Source organism: Niveispirillum lacus, from assembly GCF_002251795.1.
GTDB classification, from domain to species: domain Bacteria; phylum Pseudomonadota; class Alphaproteobacteria; order Azospirillales; family Azospirillaceae; genus Niveispirillum; species Niveispirillum lacus.
In genome coordinates, this window is sequence record NZ_NOXU01000014.1 from 1 (window position 1) to 22,676 (window position 22,676).

Annotated in this window: 23 protein-coding genes and 2 pseudogenes; 10 read left to right on the forward strand and 15 right to left on the reverse strand. The window is 65.4% G+C overall.

The genetic code is table 11. The features are described from left to right. The 4 genes from CHU95_RS22635 to CHU95_RS01040 all read left to right on the forward strand — a co-directional run. The coding region (locus CHU95_RS22635; RefSeq protein ID WP_207762331.1) for a hypothetical protein at positions 1 to 281 on the forward strand (281 nt) is incomplete at its 5' end. Between the two features lie 64 nt (positions 282 to 345). Further along, the gene (locus tag CHU95_RS01030; RefSeq protein ID WP_094452846.1) at positions 346 to 915 is read left to right on the forward strand and encodes a hypothetical protein; all 570 of its coding nucleotides are present in this window, start codon (positions 346 to 348) and stop codon (positions 913 to 915) included. Further along, complete coding sequence (locus CHU95_RS01035) at positions 908 to 1,624, forward strand: hypothetical protein (RefSeq protein ID WP_094452848.1); 717 nt, start codon at positions 908 to 910, stop codon at positions 1,622 to 1,624. Before CHU95_RS01030 ends, CHU95_RS01035 begins: the two co-directional genes overlap by 8 nt. Beyond that, on the forward strand, positions 1,614 to 2,369 hold the full coding sequence (locus tag CHU95_RS01040; protein ID WP_094452850.1) for a protein phosphatase 2C domain-containing protein: 756 nt from the start codon (positions 1,614 to 1,616) through the stop codon (positions 2,367 to 2,369). Before CHU95_RS01035 ends, CHU95_RS01040 begins: the two co-directional genes overlap by 11 nt. Positions 2,370 to 2,425: 56 nt before the next feature. On the opposite strand, the gene CHU95_RS01045 is transcribed toward CHU95_RS01040, so the two are convergent. Both CHU95_RS01045 and CHU95_RS01050 read right to left on the reverse strand, forming a co-directional pair. Next, positions 2,426 to 3,196: a pentapeptide repeat-containing protein gene (locus CHU95_RS01045; RefSeq protein WP_094452852.1), complete on the reverse strand. Its 771-nt coding sequence runs from the start codon at positions 3,194 to 3,196 to the stop codon at positions 2,426 to 2,428. 247 nt (positions 3,197 to 3,443) lie between these two features. Next, the gene (locus CHU95_RS01050) at positions 3,444 to 4,460 is read right to left on the reverse strand and encodes a S1/P1 nuclease (protein ID WP_165771931.1); all 1,017 of its coding nucleotides are present in this window, start codon (positions 4,458 to 4,460) and stop codon (positions 3,444 to 3,446) included. A gap of 543 nt (positions 4,461 to 5,003) precedes the next feature. Between CHU95_RS01050 and CHU95_RS01055 the strand changes: the two genes are divergently transcribed. The 4 genes from CHU95_RS01055 to CHU95_RS01070 all read left to right on the forward strand — a co-directional run bounded on the left by CHU95_RS01055 (position 5,004) and on the right by CHU95_RS01070 (position 8,850). Continuing rightward, positions 5,004 to 6,188 carry a hypothetical protein gene (locus CHU95_RS01055; RefSeq protein WP_094452856.1) on the forward strand — a complete coding sequence of 395 codons (1,185 nt, stop codon included), beginning with the start codon at positions 5,004 to 5,006 and terminating at the stop codon, positions 6,186 to 6,188. Positions 6,189 to 6,302: 114 nt separating this feature from the next. Then, the gene (locus CHU95_RS01060; RefSeq protein ID WP_094452858.1) at positions 6,303 to 7,385 is read left to right on the forward strand and encodes a helix-turn-helix domain-containing protein; all 1,083 of its coding nucleotides are present in this window, start codon (positions 6,303 to 6,305) and stop codon (positions 7,383 to 7,385) included. Beyond that, a complete protein-coding gene (locus CHU95_RS01065) occupies positions 7,382 to 8,308 on the forward strand; it encodes an antitoxin (RefSeq protein WP_245837789.1) in 927 nt (308 codons plus the stop codon). Before CHU95_RS01060 ends, CHU95_RS01065 begins: the two co-directional genes overlap by 4 nt. Positions 8,309 to 8,562: 254 nt before the next feature. Next, positions 8,563 to 8,850 carry an HU family DNA-binding protein gene (locus CHU95_RS01070; RefSeq protein WP_094452860.1) on the forward strand — a complete coding sequence of 96 codons (288 nt, stop codon included), beginning with the start codon at positions 8,563 to 8,565 and terminating at the stop codon, positions 8,848 to 8,850. Between the two features lie 275 nt (positions 8,851 to 9,125). Here the strand turns inward: CHU95_RS01070 and CHU95_RS23170 are convergent, their stop codons facing one another. The 3 genes from CHU95_RS23170 to CHU95_RS01085 form a co-directional block, all read right to left on the reverse strand. After that, a complete protein-coding gene (locus CHU95_RS23170) occupies positions 9,126 to 9,434 on the reverse strand; it encodes a helix-turn-helix transcriptional regulator (RefSeq protein ID WP_094452862.1) in 309 nt (102 codons plus the stop codon). Between the two features lie 278 nt (positions 9,435 to 9,712). Continuing rightward, positions 9,713 to 11,005, reverse strand: coding sequence for a type II toxin-antitoxin system HipA family toxin (locus CHU95_RS01080; RefSeq protein ID WP_094452864.1), 1,293 nt, complete (start codon positions 11,003 to 11,005; stop codon positions 9,713 to 9,715). Beyond that, entirely contained in the window at positions 10,995 to 11,330 is a 336-nt protein-coding gene (locus tag CHU95_RS01085; RefSeq protein ID WP_094452930.1) for a helix-turn-helix transcriptional regulator, read from the reverse strand. Before CHU95_RS01085 ends, CHU95_RS01080 begins: the two co-directional genes overlap by 11 nt. Before the next feature lie 1,019 nt (positions 11,331 to 12,349). Here CHU95_RS01085 and CHU95_RS23115 point away from each other — a divergent pair. Next, positions 12,350 to 12,874 (forward strand): annotated as a pseudogene (locus tag CHU95_RS23115) (UPF0149 family protein); the annotation flags it as partial. A gap of 60 nt (positions 12,875 to 12,934) precedes the next feature. Beyond that, positions 12,935 to 13,030: pseudogene (locus tag CHU95_RS22780) on the forward strand (SEC-C metal-binding domain-containing protein); the annotation flags it as partial. Between the two features lie 19 nt (positions 13,031 to 13,049). Here CHU95_RS22780 and CHU95_RS01095 read toward each other — a convergent pair. The 10 genes from CHU95_RS01095 to CHU95_RS01135 form a co-directional block, all read right to left on the reverse strand. After that, the gene (locus CHU95_RS01095; protein ID WP_094452868.1) at positions 13,050 to 13,745 is read right to left on the reverse strand and encodes an RES family NAD+ phosphorylase; all 696 of its coding nucleotides are present in this window, start codon (positions 13,743 to 13,745) and stop codon (positions 13,050 to 13,052) included. Continuing rightward, positions 13,739 to 14,152: an MbcA/ParS/Xre antitoxin family protein gene (locus CHU95_RS01100; RefSeq protein WP_094452870.1), complete on the reverse strand. Its 414-nt coding sequence runs from the start codon at positions 14,150 to 14,152 to the stop codon at positions 13,739 to 13,741. The genes CHU95_RS01095 and CHU95_RS01100 overlap by 7 nt, the downstream gene beginning before the upstream one ends. Before the next feature lie 191 nt (positions 14,153 to 14,343). Beyond that, positions 14,344 to 14,637 (reverse strand): type II toxin-antitoxin system RelE/ParE family toxin, encoded by a 294-nt coding sequence (locus CHU95_RS01105; RefSeq protein ID WP_094452872.1) that lies wholly within the window; start codon positions 14,635 to 14,637, stop codon positions 14,344 to 14,346. Then, positions 14,625 to 14,897, reverse strand: a complete 273-nt coding sequence (locus tag CHU95_RS01110) for a CopG family ribbon-helix-helix protein (protein ID WP_094452874.1) — start codon at positions 14,895 to 14,897, stop codon at positions 14,625 to 14,627. The genes CHU95_RS01105 and CHU95_RS01110 overlap by 13 nt, the downstream gene beginning before the upstream one ends. 591 nt (positions 14,898 to 15,488) lie before the next feature. Continuing rightward, positions 15,489 to 16,025, reverse strand: coding sequence for a hypothetical protein (locus tag CHU95_RS01115; protein WP_094452876.1), 537 nt, complete (start codon positions 16,023 to 16,025; stop codon positions 15,489 to 15,491). 193 nt (positions 16,026 to 16,218) lie between these two features. Beyond that, the gene (locus CHU95_RS01120) at positions 16,219 to 16,710 is read right to left on the reverse strand and encodes a hypothetical protein (RefSeq protein WP_094452878.1); all 492 of its coding nucleotides are present in this window, start codon (positions 16,708 to 16,710) and stop codon (positions 16,219 to 16,221) included. Positions 16,711 to 18,012: 1,302 nt separating this feature from the next. Continuing rightward, on the reverse strand, positions 18,013 to 18,516 hold the full coding sequence (locus tag CHU95_RS23000; RefSeq protein WP_281255138.1) for a nucleotidyl transferase AbiEii/AbiGii toxin family protein: 504 nt from the start codon (positions 18,514 to 18,516) through the stop codon (positions 18,013 to 18,015). Next, positions 18,461 to 18,922, reverse strand: coding sequence for a nucleotidyl transferase AbiEii/AbiGii toxin family protein (locus tag CHU95_RS23005; protein WP_281255139.1), 462 nt, complete (start codon positions 18,920 to 18,922; stop codon positions 18,461 to 18,463). Before CHU95_RS23005 ends, CHU95_RS23000 begins: the two co-directional genes overlap by 56 nt. After that, positions 18,912 to 19,751: a type IV toxin-antitoxin system AbiEi family antitoxin domain-containing protein gene (locus CHU95_RS01130; RefSeq protein WP_094452932.1), complete on the reverse strand. Its 840-nt coding sequence runs from the start codon at positions 19,749 to 19,751 to the stop codon at positions 18,912 to 18,914. Before CHU95_RS01130 ends, CHU95_RS23005 begins: the two co-directional genes overlap by 11 nt. 493 nt (positions 19,752 to 20,244) lie before the next feature. Further along, entirely contained in the window at positions 20,245 to 22,623 is a 2,379-nt protein-coding gene (locus CHU95_RS01135) for a hypothetical protein (RefSeq protein ID WP_094452880.1), read from the reverse strand. Positions 22,624 to 22,676 lie beyond the last annotated feature (53 nt).

Below are 22,676 nucleotides of genomic sequence, written 5' to 3' on the forward strand. Positions count from 1 at the left end.
CCGAGCTTAACGACTTGTCCAGTTTTACGGGGCCAGCTCACTTCGTACGGGCGCAAAGCAGTTTGAAAAGGCTCTCCCCTGCTTCGCCCAACTCATCCGAGGTCAGTTTTTCCGTCATGGCGCGTGGCTTCGAGGCTGTTGGTCTGCGGGCGTTCTGCCTTTCATTGGAGGGTAGCGTTTCAGGCTGGTTTTTGCAGGCATGGCGTCGTCCATCGACGATTGAAGGGAGGATCGCGGAGTGTCTGTCCTCAGTCCCAGGACAGCGGACAAATTTGATTTGACCTTCCAGGAACTCGCATGGTTACATGTCCTCAGTCCTAGGACAGCGGACAGGGTCAGTATTCGATGAAGGGCCAGGACATAATCATCCTCCTCAAGCTGGTCAGTCTCCATGATCGTGAGAGGGAGTGCCCGCAAGGCACCGTCCAGGGGAAATCCGCAGAGGAGGAAGACCCGTTCTCCATGCGCGGCCTTGGAGCCGCGCTCGGCATCAGCAAGACCGAGGTGAGCGCGTCGATACGGCGAAGTCTGGAATCCGGCTTGGCGATCAAGGGAGCGTCCCAGGTAAAACCGAACCGGCAGAGGCTGCTCGAGTTCATCCTCCACGGTCTAAGGTACGTGTTCCCAGCGAAGCCCGGCGCCGTCACTCGCGGCGTCCCGACGGGGTTCTCCGCGCCGATGCTGAAGGGGCAGGTCCTCGCCCCAGGGAATTACGGCTACGTGTGGCCGTCCGCGCACGGCGAGGTGCGCGGGGAGTCCATACCCCCGCTGTTCAAGTCGGCGGCCGAGGCCGTTGAATCGGACCCCCGGCTGTACGAGTATCTGGCGCTCGTCGATGCGATACGGATCGGTCGCCAGCGGGAAACGAACCTAGCGGGCGAGCGGCTCCGGGAAAGGCTGATGAACCGTGGGTGAAGTCCAAGGCCAGCTACTGGGGATGTTGGAGACGGTGGCTTCCGCGCTCGGGGACGAGCTCCGCGGGCGCTTGGTCTTCGTCGGCGGCTGCACCACCGCGCTCTTCGTCACCGACCCGGTCACCCTGGAGGACGTCCGGGCGACGGACGACGTGGACCTGATCGTCGACCTTGTCGGGCATGGGGCGTGGGGCCTGTTCCAGGAACAACTGGTGGGTCGGGGCTTCTCGGTCAACTCGGACGACGACGTTATATGCCGGATGCGGCTCGGGAACATGAAGGTCGATTTCATGCCGGACGATCCCGACATACTCGGCTTCAGCAACCGGTGGTATGCGCGGGGGATCGAAACCGCGCAGTCGGTGACGCTTCCCGGCGGGCTTGCAATCAGGACGCTGGCGCCTGCCCTGTTCCTGGCCACCAAGCTTGACGCCTATCTGGGCCGAGGGAACGGCGACCTCCTTGACAGCCACGACATCGAGGACGTGCTGGTCGTCGTCGACGGCAGGGAGGAGCTGGTAGACGAGGTACAACAGGCCGAACCAGAGGTGCGCGCCTTCATATCGCGCCAGTTCCAGGCTCTGCTGGCCGACGGGCAGTTCGACTTCTTCCTGGTCGGCAACGTCCGCGGCCCGGAGGGGCGGGCCGAGATTGTCCGGCAGCGGATCGTCGCCCTGGCAAGTCTCGGAGGACAGCCGGATGCGACTTGAACTCAATTGGCAGACCTGTCCAGGGAGCCTGACGCTCGATAACAGGGATTGGTGCGGGATCGCGGTTCGACCCGAAGCGACCATGTGTGCGGTACTGGACGGCTCAAGCTCCGCCAGGGGCAGCGGCGAGCTTGCCAAAGAACTTGCGCAACGCTTGGCGGACTGGTTCGCGGGGGCCGGGCTGCCTGTCACACCGACGATGTTCAACGAGCAAATGCGGGCATGGCATCCCGCCCTTCGCCGCGAATTCCCCTTCGCCGCCGCCAGCCTCATCGTGGTCGTCGTTACGGAACCAAACCATCCTGTCATGGCACTCCATGCTGGGGACTGCATCGCCGGCTACAGGAGCGCAGGGGAGGAAATCGAATGGTGCACCCAGCCGCATACGCTGGCGAACTCCCTGGCGGATGTGCCGATCCCGCAGCTGGCTGCCTCGCCCATGAGGAACAGGATCACCAGGTGCTTCCGCTGGCGGGAATTCGAGCCGCTTGAGCATGCCGAACTGCTGTGCACCGGGCACGTCGGCTTGGTGCTGGCGACGGACGGGTTCTGGGCCGGGCTTTCCGACGCGGACCAGTTCCGCATGCTGGCTGGGGAAGCCCAGACGGGACCGCCCAACCAGGACGATTGCAGCGTCCTGGGCATCCGGTTCACTGACGCGACCGGATCAGCGCCCCTATTCCGGGGTACCTGGGAGAATCTCTATGTTGTCCCAAGGGAAGCAATGCAGCCGGCCGTAGGGTAGGTGAAACGGAGGGGGGGAATTTACATCCGCGATGTGGATGGGCCTTCGATGAACTACTACGCCTGTCCAGATGTTCGTGTGGATTGACGGATCACGTGCTGCTTCGTTTCATCATCGTCGAATTCCACACGATCGAGACCGATGGCACCGGAGAAGTCGGCATCGAGGATGTTCGTGACGTGGCGAAAATCAGCATTGACGAACTGGACATCCCGGAAGGACGCGCCGGTCAAGTCCGCCCTGTCGAACGGAGCAAGGACAGACTGCGCAAAACTCGGCTCGCCGGCGTCATCGGTATCAACTACCTCGTAAAGACTGGACGGCGGCGGGTCCGTCCACGCCAACAGCGCGCCATTGAACACGGCACCGCGCAGGTTGGCATCTGGAAACCGACAATCCTTAATGGTCACCGGTGGGGGAAGCAGCAATCCCTGAAGCGGATTGCCTGGCGAAAAGATGACTTTCGAACAGTCAATGAAGCCGAAGTCCACCGAGTCCAGTTCTACCTGCTCGCGGCTGGACAGGTTTCCCCATTCACCCTGGTAAAATCGAGACCCACGTATCGATTTGATGTCATTGTTACAAAACGAGAAGCTGGTCAACTTGATGCCGGTAAAGTCGATGTCGGTCTTGCCCATCCCGACCAGCCGGCGCACGGCGCCGGCAATGCGCATCCGGCCCTCCTCGCTGTTCCACCGCTTAAAGTCCTGGATTTCTTCCTGGTATCGCTCGACCCTCTGCCGCCGCTCGCTTCCGTTCAGAACCAGCGCCATGAAGATCCCGAAGAATACGAGATCAAGCAGGAAACCGGTTGCCTCGACGAACACGCCCGGCCAATAGCCGTCCTACAAGTCGGGCTTGGTCCTGTACAACAAGGCCACGGCCGCAAACGACGCACTGAAGCCGGCAATCAGTATATGCCGCGGCAAATATGCATCCCGCCAAAGGCTTGCCCTCTGCCGTACCGCTGCAATGCTCCTTCTCCATCGGCGCAAAAGGTGCTTCACGGCTTCACCTCGTGGGATCAAACGTCCGGATCGATGTCCACGTGCGACGGTCATGTCGCCAGGTTGTTCACGTCGGCTGGGCGCCGTTGGCCGTCGGGCCTGCATAGGCTGGGTCAAGCGCCTGGTTCAACAGATGCGCGAGGCGGAAACCGGCGTATCGGACCCGATCCTGCGCCCGGCGATCATTGGCGGCCAGGTAGGCGGCGCCGATCGTCTGGCGCCGTTTGGGCGTTTGTGGCTTCAGGACCGCCGCTGTTTCCGAGTACTGGCACGCAGGCCCGACCCTGACGCAATAGAGCGTCTCCGGCGCCAAGGCGATCTGGTAAGACTCGTCCGCCCAGGCCCGCGGGTCGCCCTGGACGATCGCCCGCTCCTCGGCGAGGCTCGTGTTTGCCATCAGGGTATCGACCGCCCGGTATGTGATGGTGTTCGGGCCCCAACTTGGTCGAAAGTCCGCGCGCTTGCGTACGCGGTCGAACAGGCCGGCTTCGAGGATGCATGCGTCCCATACCGAATGGAGGTTGTCCGAGCGGTAGGTTGATAGTCCGCAGCGGAAGCTGGGGACCTCGATCCCGTTGCCACCCCGATCGTCGGCGAACGACACGTGCAGCGGCTGGTGGATGTCCCCCAGCCAATGGCCGAGCGCCATGAGCGCGAACACCCGCTCCTCACGCGGACGCGAAGCATCGCGCAGGATCGACAGGTCGCGGTCGATGCCGGAGAGGATGCAGTCGCCGTCGCGCGGGCAGCCTGCACTGTCGATCGACAGGACTGTCCGGTCGACATTGATGAAATGGTCCTCGGGATGACGCCTGGGCATGGCGTCCTCCTCAAGGCAGCCGATATTGAACGAGGTATACCGGCGATCATCCAGCTTGCCTCGGCCTGCGACATGGATACCGCCAGCGCGCGACTGCAACAAATCTATCAGCGCCGCGCGGCTTGTCTCAGTGAGATTGCGATATGCGAGATCACATACGACCAAGTGTCCCTGGCGACCCCAGGCATTGGCTGCAGGAGGGGCGGCGACCAGCCCCACCAGGACCGACAGAGCCAACAGGATCGCAGAGAGCAACCGTGTCATAGCTATACCTCCACCAGAGATCGTATAACCATGTTCTCTCGATGGAGTTGCGTCAATGGCCATCACCGCTTGCGCCGCGGCGTTTATAAAACTGCAAATTCTACTCATCATAATATCTACGAGGGGTGTCCTCCACATTGCTGAAGCACCCGAGTGAGGGGCGATGGTTACCAGGTTCATCAGCGATGCCCTGCCCGAGATGGATGAGGCTGTGGGCGCTGCTGCCCCGTATACTCCTGGTCGTCGCACATATGGCTTGACGTGGACGGCGCCCAGCTGCCCTGTTTTGCGCTGGTGTTGCCTCCCACACCACCAGTTCCGTCTCTCGGATCTGCACGCAATCGGACCTGTTCGCGCTGTCCCTGCCGCTTCGCTCCACTTGGCGGCCGAGGGCGCTCGAACCGTCGGCTTCGCGGCCTCATCAGCTGCCCAACTCATCCTTCGGCAGTATTCCCCGAATGCCCGGATCTGTCGTTTTGCCCATGCCGCGAAGGCGTAGCCGATCACATCTCGCCGAATTCACAAAGCACGGAGGCTCTTGTAGTGACGCAAAATTCTCCCCGTTGGGACAACCTGCGGAAAGCGGCGCGGGAGGCGCTGACCCTCCACCTGGCCTTCAAGGTTGCGTTCGGCTTCCTGACGTCGGTGGCCTTGGGGTACTTCAGCGTCGTCTGGTACTGCCTCGCCGAGGGCGTGCCGGTTTTCGACATGCTGGAGGCCACCGGCTCCGGCGTCTTCCTGATCTCCTCCCTGGCCTGGCTTGTCCTGTTGGCAATCGCCCTTATCCTGCTGGTCCCGGGCATGGCCCGGCTTCTCGACTCCGGCCACCACCATCCGGATCCCAATGCTGAAGCCAAGGTCGTCGAGCGGCGGAATCATTTTCGATGGCTTTTGGCGGTGGTGCCGGGTGCGGTAGCCTATTCCTGCATCGTGATGCCCATGTTCATCGCAGCGACTGACCACCCGGGGGCCAAGACGTGGATGGATTTCGCCCGGTTAGGCTATGTCCTCCTGGTCTGTGTCGCACTGTTCGATTCCGCCAATTCTGTTCGGCGTTCCGCCGACAGCCGGGGAATCTGGCGGGAAGTTCGCACCGGCTGGGGCTACCTGTTGGGGATGAATGCCGTAACCATGTTCTCGATGTTCATCTACACCCGGGTGGCCATCGAGCTCCTGTCGGGGTTTTACCGCAGCTCGCCGGATTGGGGGGACATACCGACGAAGCTGTTGCTCGCCGGCCTGCCGATACTTCCGGGCATGTTCCTGGTGTTCCTCTCCGGTTGGGCGGTCCGCCGACGGGCCGGCGACGTGGTCCTTGCTGTCATCGGCGTCACCCTGTGCTGCGTGTTATTCTGGCCTACGGCGCCGCACGTCGTTGAACGGATGCTCAACTTCTTCAGCATCGGGGGCGGTCGGGTGGTGGCCCTGTGGGTCGACGGCGGTACCGTATGCTCGCGGTTTCCGGACATGCTGCCGGCGGGTGCTTGCCCGTCCGGCACCCTGGACGCCGACCGCATCCGCCTGAAGCCGCTTCCCTTGGCGCTCCGCGGCAAAGACGCCTACCTGCTATGGCTCGACGGAGGTCCCAAGCAGCCCAAGGATGGCGATGATACCCGGCGCACCATGATTGCCATTCCGCGGGCCGACGTCCACGAGGTCGAGTACCTTCGGGACGGTTCGGACCAGGCGGAGCCGTCTTCGGAGAGCCAGGCTCCGTCGTCACCCTGACAGAAGCCCTGGATGCAGGGGCGAAAATGGCCATTCATCTTCGCTGCACAGCAAATATTGACAGAATGCCGTATATTCGATGATGTTAGCTTATTCGCTGCGCAGGAAACATAGATGAACGGTCAGGCAAAGGACGTTCTGGTCGAGAAACTGGCGGAGGCCTTGGCCGACATAACCGGCGGCGAACCCCCGACGGTGTGCTCGCCCGAGGAGCCCGGCGGCCAACATCGGCCGGATGCGGTCCTGGAAGCAAGTTTGGATGGCCAGCGGTACAGGCTGGTCGTGGATTTCAAGCAATCGGTTTTCCCGCGCGATGCGCGCGAGGCCCTCTGGCGCCATCGGAACAGCCTCAACCAGGGCGGTATGGCAGGCCATGAAGCCATGCCCGTCCTGGTCGCAGAAAGCATTTCGCCGGGAGCGCGGGATCTGCTCAGGAAGGAGCGCGTCGGCTATTTCGACGGGGACGGAAACCTCTTCATTGCCGCGCGGGGCCTTTACCTCCGTCTCGACAAGCCGGAATCGCGGAAGCAATCCCGGGCGGTGAACAACGTCTTCTCCGGCCAGCGCGCCCAGGTCCTGCATGCGGTATGGGGACGGGAGCGGGATTGGTTCGGCGTACACGAAATCGCCGAAAGGGCCGGTGTGTCGCCGGCAACGGCGTCGGTGACGCTGGCGGCCCTTGAGCGCCGGGAGTGGGTGGAGGCACGCGGCAGCGGGCCTTCGAAGGAGCGGCGCCTGGCCAACCCGGGCGCCCTGCTCGATTCATGGGCCGCCTACCAAAGCTCGGCCAAGCCGAAGGCCGTCCGGCACTACTATGTGCGTTCCGCCGCCTATGCGGACTTGCAACGCCGGTTGGACGACGCCAGCGAGAGGACTGGGGTTCGGTACGAACTCGCGGGAATATCCGCCGGCCAGGTCCACGCCCCGTACCTGTCGGGAGTCTCCCAGGTCGCGTGCCGCGCCACCGGTGGCAAGCCGCTGCAGGCCATGCTGGAGGAAGTCGGCGCCAGACCGGTCAGGGAAGGCTGGAACCTCGGCGTCCAGGAACTGAGGGCGGACGACCAGCTCAGGTTTCGCCAGCGGGTCGGCGACCTTTGGGTCGCCGACCCGCTCCAGGCGTACCTCGACCTTTTGCAATCCGGGGGGCGCGCCAAGGAAATGGCGCAGCACCTCCGCGCTGAAAAACTGGGAGCATGATGTCCAAGCCGCAATTCCTTGCCGAATACAACCAGGACGTGGCCGCCGATTGCGAGCGCGTCCTCGTGACGCTCTTCAGCGGCCTGGGTCCCTGGCGGGACTCAGTGTTCCTGGTGGGCGGGCTGGCGCCGCGCTACCTGGTGAGGTCGCGTCCGCCGGAGGTGCCTCTTCACGCCGGTACGGGCGACATCGATGTCGTCGTTGACCTGGCCGTCCTCGCCGACACCGAAGCGTACCGGACCCTCGAGGAGAACCTGCACCGCATGGGCTTCGATCGCGCTGAGAACGAGAAGGGCACGAAGGTCAACTGGCGCTGGAAGACGAGGACCGAACGTGGCGTAACCCTCATCCTCGAGTTCCTCGCCGACGACCCAAAGCTTCGAGGAGGCGCGTTGCAGGTGCTCCCGACCGACGGCAACGTCTCAGCGATCAACATCCCCCACGCGTCGCTGGTCTTCGACCTTCACGATCGGGTGGAGGTGACGGCCGACCTCCTCGGCGAGAGGGGCAGGGCGACCGAAACCATCCCGTACGCGGACATCGTGTCGTTCACCTGCCTGAAGGCGTTCGCGTTCGACCACCGCCGCGAGAGGAAGGACGCCCACGACCTCGTCTACTGCCTGGAGCATGGCGAAGGAGGGCTGGGTGGTGCCATCTCAAAATTCCGGCAGGCTTTGGCTGGGAAGCATGCCGAAGTCATCCGCCAAGCGCTGGGTATCCTCCGCATGCGCTTTTGCGATCCGATCCCGGAGGAAGGATACCTGCGGGAGGGTCCCGTTGCGGTCGCCCAGTTCGAGATCGACGGCGATGCTTCAGACGGGGACGTCCGTGAACAGCAGGCGTTGCGGCAACGTCAGGCGAGCGATGTCGTATCGGGCTTGCTTGACAACCTGGAGGTCGGGTGGCCGGTAGCTAAAGGTTGATGGAAGCCTTTCCGCCCCGTGCCCTGCCAGCATCCCACCCAATCCCCCTCGGCCCGCCACCTCCCCACCTCCCCACCTCTCGGCCCGGGGCGCCCCGGCGCCCCCCGCTCCGACGCGCCGGCGCCGCAGGCCAGCCCCAACCCAACCTCCCCCTTTACCTCTTGGGGAGGGCTGGCCTCCCCGGCCGCGTTGCGCTAATTCCTCAGGTCCATTCCGGCCCGATCCCGGCGCCGCCCCCATATCAGGATTCAAAGATGACCGACAAGATCACCAAGGACGACCTGGCCGCCATCGTCTCCAGCCTCACGGGCAGCACCAAGGCTGCCGGCAAGGGCGCCGTCGACGGCATCCTGTCGGCCATCGCCACGGGCCTGAAGGACGGCAAGGAGGTCAACCTCGCCGGCTTCGGCAAGCTGGTTGCGCAGAAGGTGCCGGAGCGGCAGGGCCGCAACCCGCGGACGGGCGAGGCCACCACCATCGCCGCCCAGACCAAGGCGAAGTTCTCGCCGGCCAAGGCGCTGAAGGATGCGCTGAACGGCTGAACTCGGCGGGCGCTGCCTCCCGTGGGCAGCGCCTGATCGACTTTGATCATGCAGCCATACGGACATCGTGTCATGTCCAGCCAGTTTACAGGCGGCTTTGCGCCCTGGGTGGCGCCCTGCTAAACACGGCTACGGGACCTATGTGCATCGCGCAGGGATCGGAACAGCCGATCAGATGCGGGGATGGAATACACCGCGTCCCAGGCTTGTCCGCATACCGGTCAGCAGGATGATGGCCTCCGAAGTCGAGCATGGTATCCAGCGGCGTGCCGGGCCTAAGTGGCCGCGTGGCGTACCCGGGACGGCCGCTTCTGGCGGCGCAGCACGGCGTCGAGCGACCGCGGCTCCTCCTCGGGCTGGAAGAGGGACTGGAACGACCCCGACGCTCCCAGCAGGTCGGCGACCTTCACGAAGTTCCCAAGGCTGCCGGCGCCCTGCCGTTCCATCAGCCGGTAGGTCGAGACCGGGATCCCGGACCTGTCGGCGACGTCCTGCTGGCGGAGCCGATGTTGGATGCGCAGGTCACGCAGCCGACGGCCGACTGCGGCGCAGGTAGCTGATGGTGGCACTGTAAGAGTCAACATATTGTCACCTAATCAGCATTTCGCTCCATAATGATAAAATACCATCACTTAGATGGCAACCTCGACCGCGCTGGCGCCGCATCCCCGCGTGAGGACTAAGGGCGGCTGGTGGATGTGCCGGGCAGGGCGGGTCCCGAGGGAGCTGGGATCGCAGCTCGCGGGCCGGAGACGCATATCCGAGCCGCGGCCATCCCATGCGTTTCCGAACGATGGGAAACGGCAGCATGAGGCGATGGTTCCACGGGGTCCATGGTAGAGGTTGACCGGAGATACGACGACTACGGCAGCGCAGGGACTCCGGTCGGATATCCGTCGAAGGCGTACTCGTTCAGGAACTGCCTGCGCCAGAGGAACTTTCGATCGACCTCGGCAAGCCCGGCCTCGTCGCATGCGCCGGCCCAGCCTTCACGGATCGTCGCGACCTGGCCGTCGATGATCCCTCGGGCCTCCGCGTCGCTGAGAAGGAACGTCGGCGCGGCCCGCCGGCAGGTTTCCAACATGCTGCGCCTGTCGCCTGCATGCATGAGCATGGCCTGTCCCGCCTCCCGACCGGTCCGCGCCTGGGGACAGATGTCGTAGGCTGGGGTGAGCGTCAGGTGCCTGCCGTCCCAGAACGCGGCGTGGTTTCGGGCATGGTCGTCGGTGTTGCCGACCAGGACATTGAAGACCATGCGTCCGAAGAGCTCACGCAAGGTGGCCTGGGGGGCTGTGAAACGGGCCCGTACGCTGTCGGCAAGGTCGGGATAGGCGGCGTAGCGGGCCTCCATTTCCGACAGGCCAAGGACCGTCAAGGCGGATACCAAGGCGCGGCGGGTCCATCCTCCATCGGCCTGTTGGCGGTCGAAGCGGCGGACCAGCAGGACATCCTTGCCGTTCGCCTGTACCAGCCTCACCGGCGCCACGTCCAGGCCGATCGCCGCTGCAAGGCGCATGGCGACGAACTCGGCCTTCACCACAGCATACGTGTCGTTGGTCGCCGAGAACTTCGCGATGTATTTGCCGCCCTCGTCCTCGACGAGGGCCTTGGGTCGCGCACCGCCGATGGAACTGCCGTGGAACAGGGCCTTCTCCAGTGCCGGCGGGATGGGCTCGCCCCGTTGGACCCTCTCGGCGGCTTCCAGCAACTCCTCCAGCGTGGCGTTCTCCTGCTCCCGCGGTTCATAGCTGCGGGGGGACGCCTGGAAGTCCAGCGCGCCGATCCTGTCGGACCCGGAATGGAGCATGTATGTCAGTTCGTCGAACTCGACCGCCTGGGCAGCGTCGCCGCGCAGTCCTGTCAGGCGGTTGATGATGACGCGGCGGCCCCAGGCGTCGGGCGACCCGTCGCGGAGGCAGCCGGCCATGTCCAGCGGCGCCTTCGGCACCTGGGCGCCGGCTCTCAACGGGAGGTCCGGCATGAACAGCGGAACAGCATCGGAACGGGCGAGGTACGACTGGCCGTAGTTGAAGACATAGAGGTTGCCCTCGCGGGCGATCCTGCCGGCAACCACGGGGGCCGTGGCACCCGGCAGCCAGATCCAGACAAACACCTCGTCGACTGCGGCAGGGCCGGGCCGGTGCTCAGAAGTCATCCTTCACCTCCGTGCGTGGGCGGCGGACCGACTGGGGCAGGAGGGCAAGCTTGTCCTGGACCCGCTCAATCTGCCGCTCCATGGCCCCGGCCTCCGCCACGAACAAAGGTACGCCGACGAGGGTTGCCGCCTCGAAGACCAATCCGACCTCCACCTTGGGGCCGCCCTTCTCGATCAGCTGGAGGGTGCTCCTCGCGATGCCGACCCTCTCGGACAGTTCAGCCTCGGACATCCCGCGCTGTTTGCGCGCCAGGCGAATCTGTGCGCCCATAAGGGCCAGGGCCTCGACTGTCGCACGGGAGTAGGTCCTCGGCTTCGTCTGCATGGAGGCTGTCCTTTTGACCGGCATGGCGATCACGAGGAGATTTCGTGACTGATATATCGGTCAATACCATAACCCTTCCGACGCCTCAACCGATATGCACCCGGTCACTTCGCACTGCCTGGGCCGGCTCTGGAAAGTCGCTCGCGGCGTCCGCAACGATAGCTTCCAGCACCCAGGGGCGCCTATGATTGCCACATGACCGCGACGTCGAGCCCGGCGAGCGGCGCTATAGAGGAAACGGTATGCTGCTTGACAAGATCATCGACGGATTGGCCGGCGACACGCCCTTGTCGAAGGCGGAGCTGGCAGGATTAATGGACGTAGCCGTCTCCAACGCTGCTGGAATAGCGCCGGTGGTGGACGGGCTGATCGAAAAGGCAACCGCCGGCGTCTACCTCCTGCCCAGGCAGCAAATGCTCCTCCATGTCGGCCTCCATGTGCTGGCCGCCGCTCGCGAAACCCAGGCCTGCGGGCCGTTCCTGCGGCTCCTGCGGCGACCACAGGACGAGCTGGACCGCCTGCTGGGCGAGGGATGCGTTGAGTTCGCCACCGGCGTGATCCTTGGGCTGTGGGACGGCGACGCCGACGCCCTGTTTGCGCTGGCGTCCGACGGCGCGGCGTCAGGCGAGGTCCGTTGGTCGGCATTGCAGGTCCTTTCGCGCCTCGTGCACGACGGTCACGTCGAGAGGGACCGGCTTATGGACCTGCTGGACCGGTTCGACCGGGAGCGCCTGGCGATGGACGGGGACGCCGCCTGGGCAGGGTGGCAGGATGCGGTCCTGTACCTGGGGCTGGTGGAGTTCGTCGAACGCGTCGAGAGGGCGTGGACAGATGGGCGGCTGCCCCACACGCGGAAGCCGGACCAGCAGGAGTTTCTCGAGGCGGTGGCGGCCGTCGCTGTCGATCCCGGGGACGACGGCTACCTCGTCCGCGACCATGTCGTGCCGATCACCGACCCGATGCAGGGCCTGGATTGGCTGGTCCAGGGCACTGGACCGTCAGGAGGGGAGGGGCCGGACATGGATCCGGCGGCGGGCATCCGGCTCAGCGAGGCGGAGCTCGATTGGCTGGCCGGCTTCCTGGATTCCGCGCAGGCACCGGAAGCGACGTTGAGCATGGAGCACCTGGACGGCCTCTTCTCCGCCCTGGTCGCGGGCCCGGTCGTGGTGCCGCCGTCCCGCTACATGCCCGTCATCTGGGGCGGGAACGAAGGGCCCGTCTATGACAGCCTGGAGCAGGTCCAGCACGTCACCGGCCTGCTCATGCGGCATTGGAACACCATCGCGGCGAGGCTGGGAGCCGGCGTTGGGCACGAACCCTACCTATACGAAGTGCCGGTCCAGGAGATGGGGCGGCATTGGGCGGAGGGTTTCCTCCTGGGCCTCGACCTTGAGCAACGGGCATGGTCGCCCATGCTGCGTGACCCGCAGGCCGGCGGCATCGCGATGCTGATCTCTGCCCTGATCGCGGACGAACATGGAGGCGAGGCACCGGACGACGACGCCCGCGCCGAGATTATCGAGAACCTGCCGACCTTGCTCATCGGGGCATGGGTCTTCTGGCGGGACCGGGAAGCCGGCGGGCGCAAAGCCGCGCAGCCGGTCCGGTCCGTGAAGACGGGGCGCAACGATCCTTGTCCATGCGGATCGGGCAAGAAGTTCAAGAAATGCTGCGGCTCGGGGAGCCAGGTGGTCCATTGAGGAGGGGGCACGGGGATGCCTATCCCCTGACCTGCCATACCTCGCCGCTGTCCAGCTGCTTGACGTAGTCGACCTCGCCGCCGTTCCAGTGGTAGGCGAAATGGGCGCCCTGCGCCGGGATGGGAACCACGTCCGGCCAGAACGATGCGATGCAGCCACCGCCCGGGTACCGCACGCTCGGCCAGGTGATACCGTTCGACCCGGCCGCCCGCCGTGCGGCGCCGAAGGCCTGGGACGGGCCGTAGTCCGCAGGGTCGAGCAGGTCGGCCCGGCCGGCGACGTCGTCCAGGTCGGCGTCCACAGAGCCGATCAGTTCCCGGAACTGCGACGTCCAGCCGGGCGCCTCCGCCGTGGCCCGCATGAACTGCGCGTGGTGGTGGACGGTCTCGGCGATCGCCACCTCAGTCCGGTCGCCGGCGTAGTAGAGACCGAAGCTGCCGTCGGAGAAGCGCCCCGGCCGCAGGGCTGAGCAGTGGACGAAGGGCGCCATGACCCAGCTGGCCCCGGGGCCGGTCACGCGCCGGGCGACCGGCACCTTGGAGAGGTCCCCGATGCTGTCCCTGACGCGCGGGTTGAACTTGGCCTCAGCCGAGGCCAGGGCCTCCCAGTCCGCCGGGTCGGCGATGTCCTCGAACAGGTCGATGGGCGGGTGGATGGATCGGATGATGCGGACGGTGCGCGGCCACGCGACCCGCCGGACGGGCACCGTCACCATGCGCCCCTTTCGGCGTCCAGGTAGCCGCGCAGGTCGAGCAGGTCGGTGATCTCGCCGCGCATCATGACGTCCAGCGCGCTCCTGCCGGCGAAGGCCCCGTTCGGCTTGCGGATCCAGGCATAGCCGCGGGCCGGCTCTGCGAACAGGTAGCGCAGGGCCTTGTGGATGCCCATCAGGATGGCCATCCTTGCCCGCAGGTCCCTGTCCACGCGGCCGATCTCGCCGAGCTTCCAGCGCGCCCAGGTCCTCTGCGCCATGTCGCCCAGCAGCGTGCGCGCCTCCAGGTCGCTGAGGTCCCAGGCGCGGAACAGGTTGACGGTCGTGCGCGCCAGGGCGGCGGCCTCCTCGTCGGTGATGGTCGGCTGCTGGGGGCTGGCCTGGGTCGATCGGACGGTCGCGAACTGCATTGTCGCTCTCCTTTGGCATCAAGATAGCAAATTCATGCCAAATGGCAAGCTGATCCGATCTTTCGGAGCCGTGGCGCATTGGGGAGGGGACATGCTCCAGGTCCCTTCATGGATGTTCGCGGTTTCGGCGCAGCGTCCAAGTTCGCCCGCGGGCGATGCATTCGGAAGCCACGGTCCATGAGCGTGTCCGTTCAGTAGCCAGCTTCCCTCTGGTGCCGGAATGCCAAAACATAAACGGCGTCGCTGGCCGGCTCGTAGCGGTACAGGGCCACGTAACCGGAGTCCCCGAATGCGACCGGCAGCTCCCGCAGCTCGGGCATGTCGGGCAGCGGTCGCCCGATCTCGGGCGCCGTCTCCAGCAGGAGGAGTTGGCGTTGGATCGCCTGGCCGGCCCGCTTCGCTGCCTCGGGCGCCTTGGCGGCCAGGAACTTCCGGCATCTTTCCAACCCGCCCGCCGCGCCGGCGGTGACGATTACCCGTGGCACTCAGGCACCGCATCTTCGCCGTCGGTCCCCCATGTAGCCAACCAGCCACGCACCTCCTCGCCGGTCAGGTGCATGCCGGTTTCCTTGTACGCCGCCCACGACGCCAGCGCCTCCTGCTTGAAGGCCTCGCGTGCCTCCTCGCGCTCCACGTACTGCTGGATCGCCTCGAGCATTACCCAGTGCGGGGAGCGGCGGCGCTGGCTGGCCAGTTGCTGGACGCGGCTTTTCAGAGCATCATCGATCTTCAGGGACGTTGCCATCGCAGCCTCCGTATCATGAGGTAATACCGGGTACTACCATAGTCCTGCTGGCACGGCCCGTCAAACAACTGTCGTCGGGGCGACCCTGCAACGGCAAGAAGCCGGTGGCCGGCAACGAGCAAGATCGTCGGCGGGCGAGGTGCCCAGGGTGGCGGACAAACGGATACCGCCCCGGCGGACGGCCCAGGCAGGATAGCTTGCCTCAGTGCCTCCGACGAAAAGTAAGCAGTCATGAAGCTGCCGGCTCCGGTTTGGGGGCGCCAGCCAACCCGAACTTCCCCCTTGCACGCACCTCTCGCCCCGCGGTGGCGCCTTGGCACCATCGTACATCCGGCGCCGTAGGCGCCGGTTCCCCCGGAGGCGCCGCATCCGCAGGTGGACTGTGCCGTCCTTGGCCGTAGAGCTGGGCATACATCCCCCGACAAGTTCATAACTGGACGGCATTCGTAACTGGTTACGAATGCCGTCCTTCCGCCAATGTAGGCAGCACAGTCTCGCTGAAGGGTTTGGGTCATCCCATTACCAGTGTCGGCGTGCCCAGCAGGTCACCCCACCGTTTCCCTTGGAGGAAACGGTGGGGTGGCCGACCTATCACGATCCGCAGGGCTCGACCTTCGCCAACCTCGGGAGCTTCCTCAGGGGGATCGCCTTGCACTTCGCGTAGTACCGCTCAACCTCCCTCACGTCCGCAAGCTGGTCCATCGCGTCGCAGAGGAAACGCTTCGTCAGCGACGGCGAGAGGGTGACCGCCCTCATGGCCCGGAGCTTCTGGCTATTGGAATCGACCAGGTGGATGTGCACCAACAACCTCGTCTCAGGCGTGAGGTCGTGGATCATAAGGTCCTCACGATTGATGAGGCGCGCATCGAAGGGTGAATCGAAGAGCATGTCGCCAATCTTGAACACCCAATGGATGTGGGGGCCGTCCTTGATGTAGCCGGCCATGACGGGCGCTCCGCGAACCATCAGTTCTTCAGCGAAGGTCACGCCGGGCAGAGCCACGGCCAACACGTTCAGCGGGCGGGAGAGGAACTCGGCGACAGCACCGAACGTTCCCGGCAACGTCTTCGGATAGGGGTGGCCGATTGAGTAGACAGTGACGAACGGGTTGAAGTTTTCGTTGTGCATAGGTGCAACTCCGCTTCGGCGGCACCTTGGAGGCTGCCGCTAGGGTCAAGGGAGGGGCTGCCAGGGTGCGAACCCTCGAGCGCGGCCGGGAGGTGGTCGCGTGGACAGTCCGTGTCGTGGGAGGAGATAAGTCAGGTCGGTCGGGGACCGCCGGGCGCGGTGGGAGCTACGCCGGTCGCCCCGGCCGCTGCGCTCAACGGGGATCCTTGGACCGGACCCATGCCCAAGCCACGCAGCGCTCGAAGTCGCCGAGCCACGTGGTCGCGTCGAGATTTTCCACCAAGCCGATTTCAAACCTTACGGCGCACCAAGGCGCCTCGGGGATGACGTCGGGATCCGTTGCGGATGCGATGGGAAAATGGTGATTGTTGTGGAGCGCGCGCCACAGGGGGGCGCCAGATTCCGCGTCGGTCGCGACGCCGAAGGTCACGACGGGCGAGCGGCGGCCCTCCTTGAGTGACCATACCGTCGCGATGACTGCGTTGCCCTCTACCGTAGCGGAGAGGTGGTACTTCCCGAAATCGCCGGGAATCTTGGGCATCTTGCCCGACACCGCATCCCGGATCAGCTTCGACAGGATGGGGAAAAACTCCGGGTCGACTTCATTGCGGCTCGACGTCCGCGAATGACCGGTAGTAATGGTGATGTGTTCAAGCGACTTCGCGCCGTAATCCATAGCGTTCATGTTTCTTCTCACCGCTTTTGTTCAATGACATCGCAAGAGCATCGCTCTCCGATATGTTGAAAAGGCGGATGGTCATCTCGATTCCTCGCTGTTAGTCGTTTCGGTTCGTCGCAATCGACTATTCAATCAAGCCTGCCAAATGCATCGCAACGATGACGCGAATTGGGCAAAATCGGGGCACCTCCATCAGGGTACCTAATTTGCGCTTTGCTTTCGTATGGGAAGCGACTTTGGCGTGGATCACTGGGCGTCGCTCTCGGCTCCAAGATAGTGTGGGCTCCCGCGCGCTGTTGCCGTTCCCCGACCTTCGCATCACGCCGACCTGCCGGTTTCGATCCATTGGTCCGACGGTCTGGCTGCACCTGCGCCATTGTCCAAACTCGTCGGCTTTCCTCAGCCTTCTTGTTGCCGCCGGACCATTGACAGCCAACCCCTCGGCCCCGCCCAGTCCGGGCGGGGCAGCCAGCCCCCGCATCTCCTTTCCCCTTTTTTGCGTACAGCCCATGGCGCGCAGCGCCATCCCCCGGTGCCGCAGGCGCCGGAACCTAGGAGGCGCGTTGCGCCTCCGTGCCGGGCCGCTCCGCGGCCGTGGTCGAGAGGTGTGTGGACGGGGGGGAGGGCGAACCTCTTCGTAGGAAGGGATCGGTAGCCAGCTGGCCATGGGGATCCCTGGGCCCGGCGCCCTGTCGATGCCGGGACCATTCCAACGGAAGGAGCACGCTCACGACCGACAATGCAGATTGCAACCCCGACGGTTCCCGCAGCGGCGCCAACGCCCAGCCTGCGAACGCTACGGGGACTGGCCGCCGCCGCTGGGCCCATGCAGGCTTGGCGCTGCTGACGACCGGTGCTGTGGTCGCCGTGGTTGGAAGGTAAGCCTTGCCGTGTGCCGGCGGCTCGGTTTCGCGGTTGGCAGCGGCGCCGCTGAGCCCCCTACGCGTCGTCAGCCAGCGACGACACCAGGGCAAGGGTATCGACCATTTCGCGATCTCCACCTGGGCCTGATCTTGCAATCGCCCGAACCCCGACGGCAGCTCCGCGAAGGGGGTGCCATCCCTGTTCACTGAATTGGCTGCCATAGTAGGCATTATGCGGCTTTATGACTGCCATCGCAGTCAATTTGTGCTTGGGCGACGAGGTGGCGCCTTCCTCCATAGGCCCCGGGTACACGGCGGGTTCGCCGGGTGGAGCTTTGCAGAAGACAAAAAACGCTCATTATAAATGAGCAAAATCAATAACTAGTAAAGTAGCGTACGGCCAATCAGCCTGTCTTGGAGGCGGGAGGGCGGAACTCCCCATCAGCTACACGCCGAGGACAGCTGCTAGGCGCGCTCGCTGCTCGGCATGTTTAGCGGGATTCTCACGCTGGAGCCGCGCGAGGTTGACGAGCTTCCAGCGCACGGCGGGCAGGGCCGCTGCCTGGGGCAAGCCGATCAGTTCGAACTCCGGCGCGGCATCATGGAGGCCGAGGAGGAAGCGTCCGACCCGTTCGTCCAGGCGGGCGCCGATGTCGGTGACCAGCCGGGTGCGGGCCTCGATCAGGTCGCTGATCGGTACCGGCCGGCGCGTCATGCCCTCGAACTCCCTGGCGTAGGTCTCGCCAAGCGGCTTCGGCGTCGGCATGAGCAGTTCGTGGAGCGGGCGCGGGGAGCTCGCTGCGTAGACGAGGAACGTGCGGAAGAGGGCGTCGGTCAGCCCTTCGTTCTCGTAGAGGAGCTTCACGTCGTAGAGGTCGCGGGGATGCTGCCGATCAAGGGCGGCATGGATCTTCCCGCCGAACAGATCCTCGAACGCGACGATCGGCATCTCGGCGAAGCCGTACGCGTCGCATGACGCTCCGCCTCGCCGGGTCGTTCACGACGCCGCGCGTGACGGGCGAGGTCTCGATCTTCACCTCCGCGCCGGCTTGGCGCACGAGGACGCGGGTTTCGCCGTCGCCGCCGCCTGCGACCCGATGGGCACGCGTGTTCGGCAGCGCGGCTTCGATCCGGGCCGCGATACGGTCGAGCGCGGCGTCGATGTCGGCGAGGCTCTCGGCGCGCTCCTTCACCGGCAGGTAGGTCAGGTCGATGTCGACCGACAGGCGCGGCAGGTCGCGGTAGAAGAGGTTGATGGCCGTGCCGCCCTTCAGCGCGAAGCAGGCCTCTTCGCCGACGAAGGGCAGGGCCTGGACGAGGAGGCGCACCTGCCGGGAATAGGCCTCAGCTACCATGGCGCGCTTCCCGTGCCTGGATGAGGAGGTCCGGAGGGACGGTGATCCGCCATGTCGGGTGGAGCCTGCCGTCCTTGACCAGGCTGCGGTCTCCTCTGCCGAGATCAACGCGGACCCGGTCGACATGCTTCAGCCAGGCATGGCCGTGCCGCTCGGCGAAGACGAAGAACAGGCGCTTCGCCTTTACCGAACCGCACGCCTCCAGGACGGCGGAGAGCCGTCGTGGCCGCAACGCGGCCAAGCCTTCGAAGACGCGGTCGAGCGTGGTGAAGCTCTCTCCGTCGGGTAGCTCATCGAGCGCCTCGAGGATGGCGCGTTCGGGTTCGGAGAGGCGCAGGGGGCGCTTCCACCAGGGCGGTGGACGCTCGGTCTCTATGTCGTCTGCATTGTCCGGGGACAGGCCGACCGGGTTGGCGCCGAAGGCGCGCGTCGCGTGGAATAGGAGGGGTTCGTCGGTGGGAAGCCTCCGGAGCCAGCCAGGAACATGGGGTCCGTAGAGATGAACCGGGAGCGGACCGAAGGCCAAGTCGTGGGCGTGTCCCTTCTCACGCAAAGCCGTAATGCCCCCGACATGCAGGGGATAGCCCATGAGGGCCTGCGAGGCGCGGACGACCTCGCGCCAGTCAGCTGGCATCGCAGGCGCGGCCGACGGTGCCTCCGGCCGTTGGTACAGGCCGTGCGCCACGTGGTTCAGCCAGCCGGCCTTGACGTACTGGGCGAGCGAGGAGCGCAGTACGCCGTGGGCCGTCAGCCAGCGGCTGTCGACGTACGACCCTGGCGGCAGGGTTTCTAGCAGGCCCTTTAGGGATATCGATTTTTGCTCACTCATGATGAGCAATATAGTGCTTTTGTAAGGCAATGGCGAGTGTAGCTTTATAGAATTGAGAAAATGCTCATTTATGGTTAGCAAAATCGGTGGCTGGTAAAGCACCTGGAGCGAGGGGTTCGGTTGGCTCGTTCATGAAGATGGCTGATTATCACCGCATCTTCTACGGCGATTGGAAGGGATATTCGCCGCATGGCGCTTAGGCACGGCTTGATATCGCCACTTCCAGGCGGGACCCTCGGGGAGGGCGACTGCCCCCGAATGCCGGTGCCCAGAGGGGCGCCGCCGGCCAGCCCGAATTTCCCCCTTGCGTGCACCTCTCGATCCACGATGGCGCCAAGGCGCCATCGCACACCCGGCGCCGCAGGCGCCGGCTCCCCCGGAGGCGCCTTGGCGCCTCCTATAGGGCGCTTCCAGCGCCCGAGCCCCCGAGAGGGTGCGGGGAAGGGGAACCCGGCAGCCCCACCCCCACCTTTTCCCCGCCGTCTGCCTCTCGCTAAGCCGCCTCCCACACCTCGTTCAGCACCCTGGCCGCCATCGCCGCCTTGTCCCCCGGCAGGAACCGCCCGTAATGCTCCTGGACGGTCTCGGGCGAGTCCTGGATGGCGTAGCTGGCCTGCTCGTAGGAGCCCGTCTTCTTCAGGATGTGGGTGGCCAGCACGTCGCGGACATTGTGCGGCCCGTGCGGCAGCAGGCCCTTGATGGCGCCACGACCGGTGTACGGGTTGTAGATCCCGTAGCGCTGGATGGTCAGGCGCCAGGCCTCGTAGAAGGTGTTCTGGTCGTATTCGGCGCTGGCCGAGGTCTGCTTAGCCGTCTTCACGAAGAAGGTGCCGGGATCGGCGGCGTTTCCAAGCAGGAGCGGCCTGTCGCGTTCCAGGTAGCCGTCGATAAGGTCGTACAGGCCCTGGAGGTCCGGCAGGCGCAGGTGGAAGGCCTGCCCGCGGAAATAGGACGAGCCGGCGTTCTTGAAGGCCTCCATCGGGATGAACACCTCCCAACCGGCCTCGCGGCTGTTCCAGCGCAGCTCGCCCCGCCGGAGGTCGCTCAGCTGGCGGGCCGAGGAGGGCAGGGTGCCCTTGGGCCTGGCCAACAGCTGGCGGAGGTTCTTCTGCCGAACGCCGAGATGCAGGCCCAGGCGTATCATCAACAGGGCGCGTGTCGCTTCGGCCGCAGCCACTGGGTACCGCTCGGCGTTTGGCATTAGTCGGATGATCTCGTCGGCGATCTTCTTGTATTCCGTCAGCGGGCTGTCGGCCTCCAGCACCGGCAGGATCGGCTCGAAGGGGTCGCGGTGGACCTTGGCCACCCGCTTGACCTCCTTGCCCCGGCTGACAGCGTAGCGGTGGGCGGCCTGGCAGGCGCCGGTCCAGTCGGCCAATGCCCTGTCGATATCCTGCTGGGCCAGCAAGCCCGGGATTGGGCGCAGGCGTCGGCCCAGCGCCGGGTTCTGCCAAAGCCAGCCCGTCTCCGGCCGTGCGAGCGCGGCGGCGACGGAAAGGGCGTTGCTCTCCCAGGTCGTGAAGAAGCCGCGCCTGCGCTCTCGCCAGTCCACGTACCAGCCCCAGGCCTGCGGGAAGGCGAGGAGGGCCAGGCACAGGCATTCCTTGTCGGCGCCGAGCCCGGCGACCGGGCCGGCAGCCGGGGCGGCCATGGCACCGAACAGCAGGCCCAGGTGCTCGACCTGCTGCAACGCCGCCTCCCGGCCCCATATGCCGGAACGCTGGTACCCGTAGGGTGTCAGCGTGGCCATCTTGAAGGCGACCAGATCGGCCATCTCGCGGTCGAGATTCGGCGAGGCGAGCATGGCGGCGTCATTGGCATGGTTGTCCTGCCTCCTGGCTGCCTGACTTTTCCAGCGGGCGTCGACGACGGCCAAGGCTTCCGGCAGCCGCAGCGCGAAGGGGGTCCGCAGGGCTGCGGCCTGGTAGGCCCGATAGCTTGTGGAGCCGCGGATCACGACCTCGCGGACCCAGGCCAGGATTTCCTCCTGCTCCTTCGCCGGCCGGGTCGAGAAGTCGTCGGGCAGGTGCCAGGCCAACCGTCTGTGCTCGGCGTGGCTCAGACCCAGCACGTTGTTGCCTGTAACGGCGCGGGCAGGGTGGGGCAGGCGGCCCGAGAGATGCCCTGCGGGCAGGCGGTACCGACGCTCGATGGCGGCGAGGGCCTGCATGCTGCGGACGGTACGCGGGTACCGGATGCCTTTCCGCCAGTTCCTGACCGTGAAGACGTTGACCACGATGCCTGCGGTCGCCAGCGCCCGCTGGAGCATGGAGTTGTTGTCGCCGTGACGCCGCGCCTGCCGGTCCAGCTCCCGGTGGAAGTCCGCGAACGACCGGGTGTCCTCCCAAAGCGGGGTCGGGAACTCGACGAAGGGGGCCGGCAGGGGGCCGCGCCGCTTGGTCGTCGTGGCGGGGTCCTTGGGGCCCAGGATGGAAACGGTATCCTTCCTTTGCCGGCCAAGCTTCCGTGCGACGCGTTCGGCAGCGGACTGCGGTCGCGCGGTGTCGCTCTTCGCCGCGGATCGCTTTTTTGGCTTCCGCGCGGGTTTCGCCTTGGGCGCCGCCAACCTTCGCGACACCTTCCGGGCTGCCAGCTTCGGCTTGGCGCTGGCGGCGCGGGGGAGCTCGCGCACGATGGCGTCCAGAAGCGGCCTCAGGATGCCCTTGACGTTGAGCAGCGACGCGAGTGGGATACTGGTTGCCTCCGCGATCGCTTGGTAGTCGAAGCCGCTGCCGTTCCTGGCCGGCCAGCGCCTGTCTTTGGCCAAGCCGAGGAAATAGTCGCGCAGCGCCATGGCTTCGCGCGGGGGGAGGGCCGGTTCGATCCGGAGGCGGACATAGTCGGAGATGACGCGGTGGAGGCGCAGGGACATCTGGATTTCCTGGTTGGAAAACGGGGGCGCTTCCCTGCTCCCGGCACCCCCGG

Excerpts from the sequence above, each read along its gene's own strand:
- CHU95_RS01060 (WP_094452858.1), top strand. The coding sequence starts at position 6,303 with ATGAACGGTCAGGCAAAGGACGTTCTGGTCGAGAAACTGGCGGAGGCC.
- CHU95_RS01095 (WP_094452868.1), bottom strand. The coding sequence starts at position 13,745 with ATGGTGACGGTGCCCGTCCGGCGGGTCGCGTGGCCGCGCACCGTCCGC.
- CHU95_RS01050 (WP_165771931.1), bottom strand. The coding sequence starts at position 4,460 with ATGACACGGTTGCTCTCTGCGATCCTGTTGGCTCTGTCGGTCCTGGTG.
- CHU95_RS01030 (WP_094452846.1), top strand. The coding sequence starts at position 346 with ATGAAGGGCCAGGACATAATCATCCTCCTCAAGCTGGTCAGTCTCCAT.
- CHU95_RS01065 (WP_245837789.1), top strand. The coding sequence starts at position 7,382 with ATGATGTCCAAGCCGCAATTCCTTGCCGAATACAACCAGGACGTGGCC.
- CHU95_RS01100 (WP_094452870.1), bottom strand. The coding sequence starts at position 14,152 with ATGCAGTTCGCGACCGTCCGATCGACCCAGGCCAGCCCCCAGCAGCCG.
- CHU95_RS01070 (WP_094452860.1), top strand. The coding sequence starts at position 8,563 with ATGACCGACAAGATCACCAAGGACGACCTGGCCGCCATCGTCTCCAGC.
- CHU95_RS01120 (WP_094452878.1), bottom strand. The coding sequence starts at position 16,710 with ATGAACGCTATGGATTACGGCGCGAAGTCGCTTGAACACATCACCATT.
- CHU95_RS01085 (WP_094452930.1), bottom strand. The coding sequence starts at position 11,330 with ATGCAGACGAAGCCGAGGACCTACTCCCGTGCGACAGTCGAGGCCCTG.
- CHU95_RS23170 (WP_094452862.1), bottom strand. The coding sequence starts at position 9,434 with ATGTTGACTCTTACAGTGCCACCATCAGCTACCTGCGCCGCAGTCGGC.
- CHU95_RS01080 (WP_094452864.1), bottom strand. The coding sequence starts at position 11,005 with ATGACTTCTGAGCACCGGCCCGGCCCTGCCGCAGTCGACGAGGTGTTT.
- CHU95_RS23000 (WP_281255138.1), bottom strand. The coding sequence starts at position 18,516 with ATGCCGATCGTCGCGTTCGAGGATCTGTTCGGCGGGAAGATCCATGCC.
- CHU95_RS01115 (WP_094452876.1), bottom strand. The coding sequence starts at position 16,025 with ATGCACAACGAAAACTTCAACCCGTTCGTCACTGTCTACTCAATCGGC.
- CHU95_RS01110 (WP_094452874.1), bottom strand. The coding sequence starts at position 14,897 with ATGGCAACGTCCCTGAAGATCGATGATGCTCTGAAAAGCCGCGTCCAG.
- CHU95_RS01130 (WP_094452932.1), bottom strand. The coding sequence starts at position 19,751 with ATGAGTGAGCAAAAATCGATATCCCTAAAGGGCCTGCTAGAAACCCTG.
- CHU95_RS01040 (WP_094452850.1), top strand. The coding sequence starts at position 1,614 with ATGCGACTTGAACTCAATTGGCAGACCTGTCCAGGGAGCCTGACGCTC.
- CHU95_RS01135 (WP_094452880.1), bottom strand. The coding sequence starts at position 22,623 with ATGTCCCTGCGCCTCCACCGCGTCATCTCCGACTATGTCCGCCTCCGG.
- CHU95_RS23005 (WP_281255139.1), bottom strand. The coding sequence starts at position 18,922 with ATGGTAGCTGAGGCCTATTCCCGGCAGGTGCGCCTCCTCGTCCAGGCC.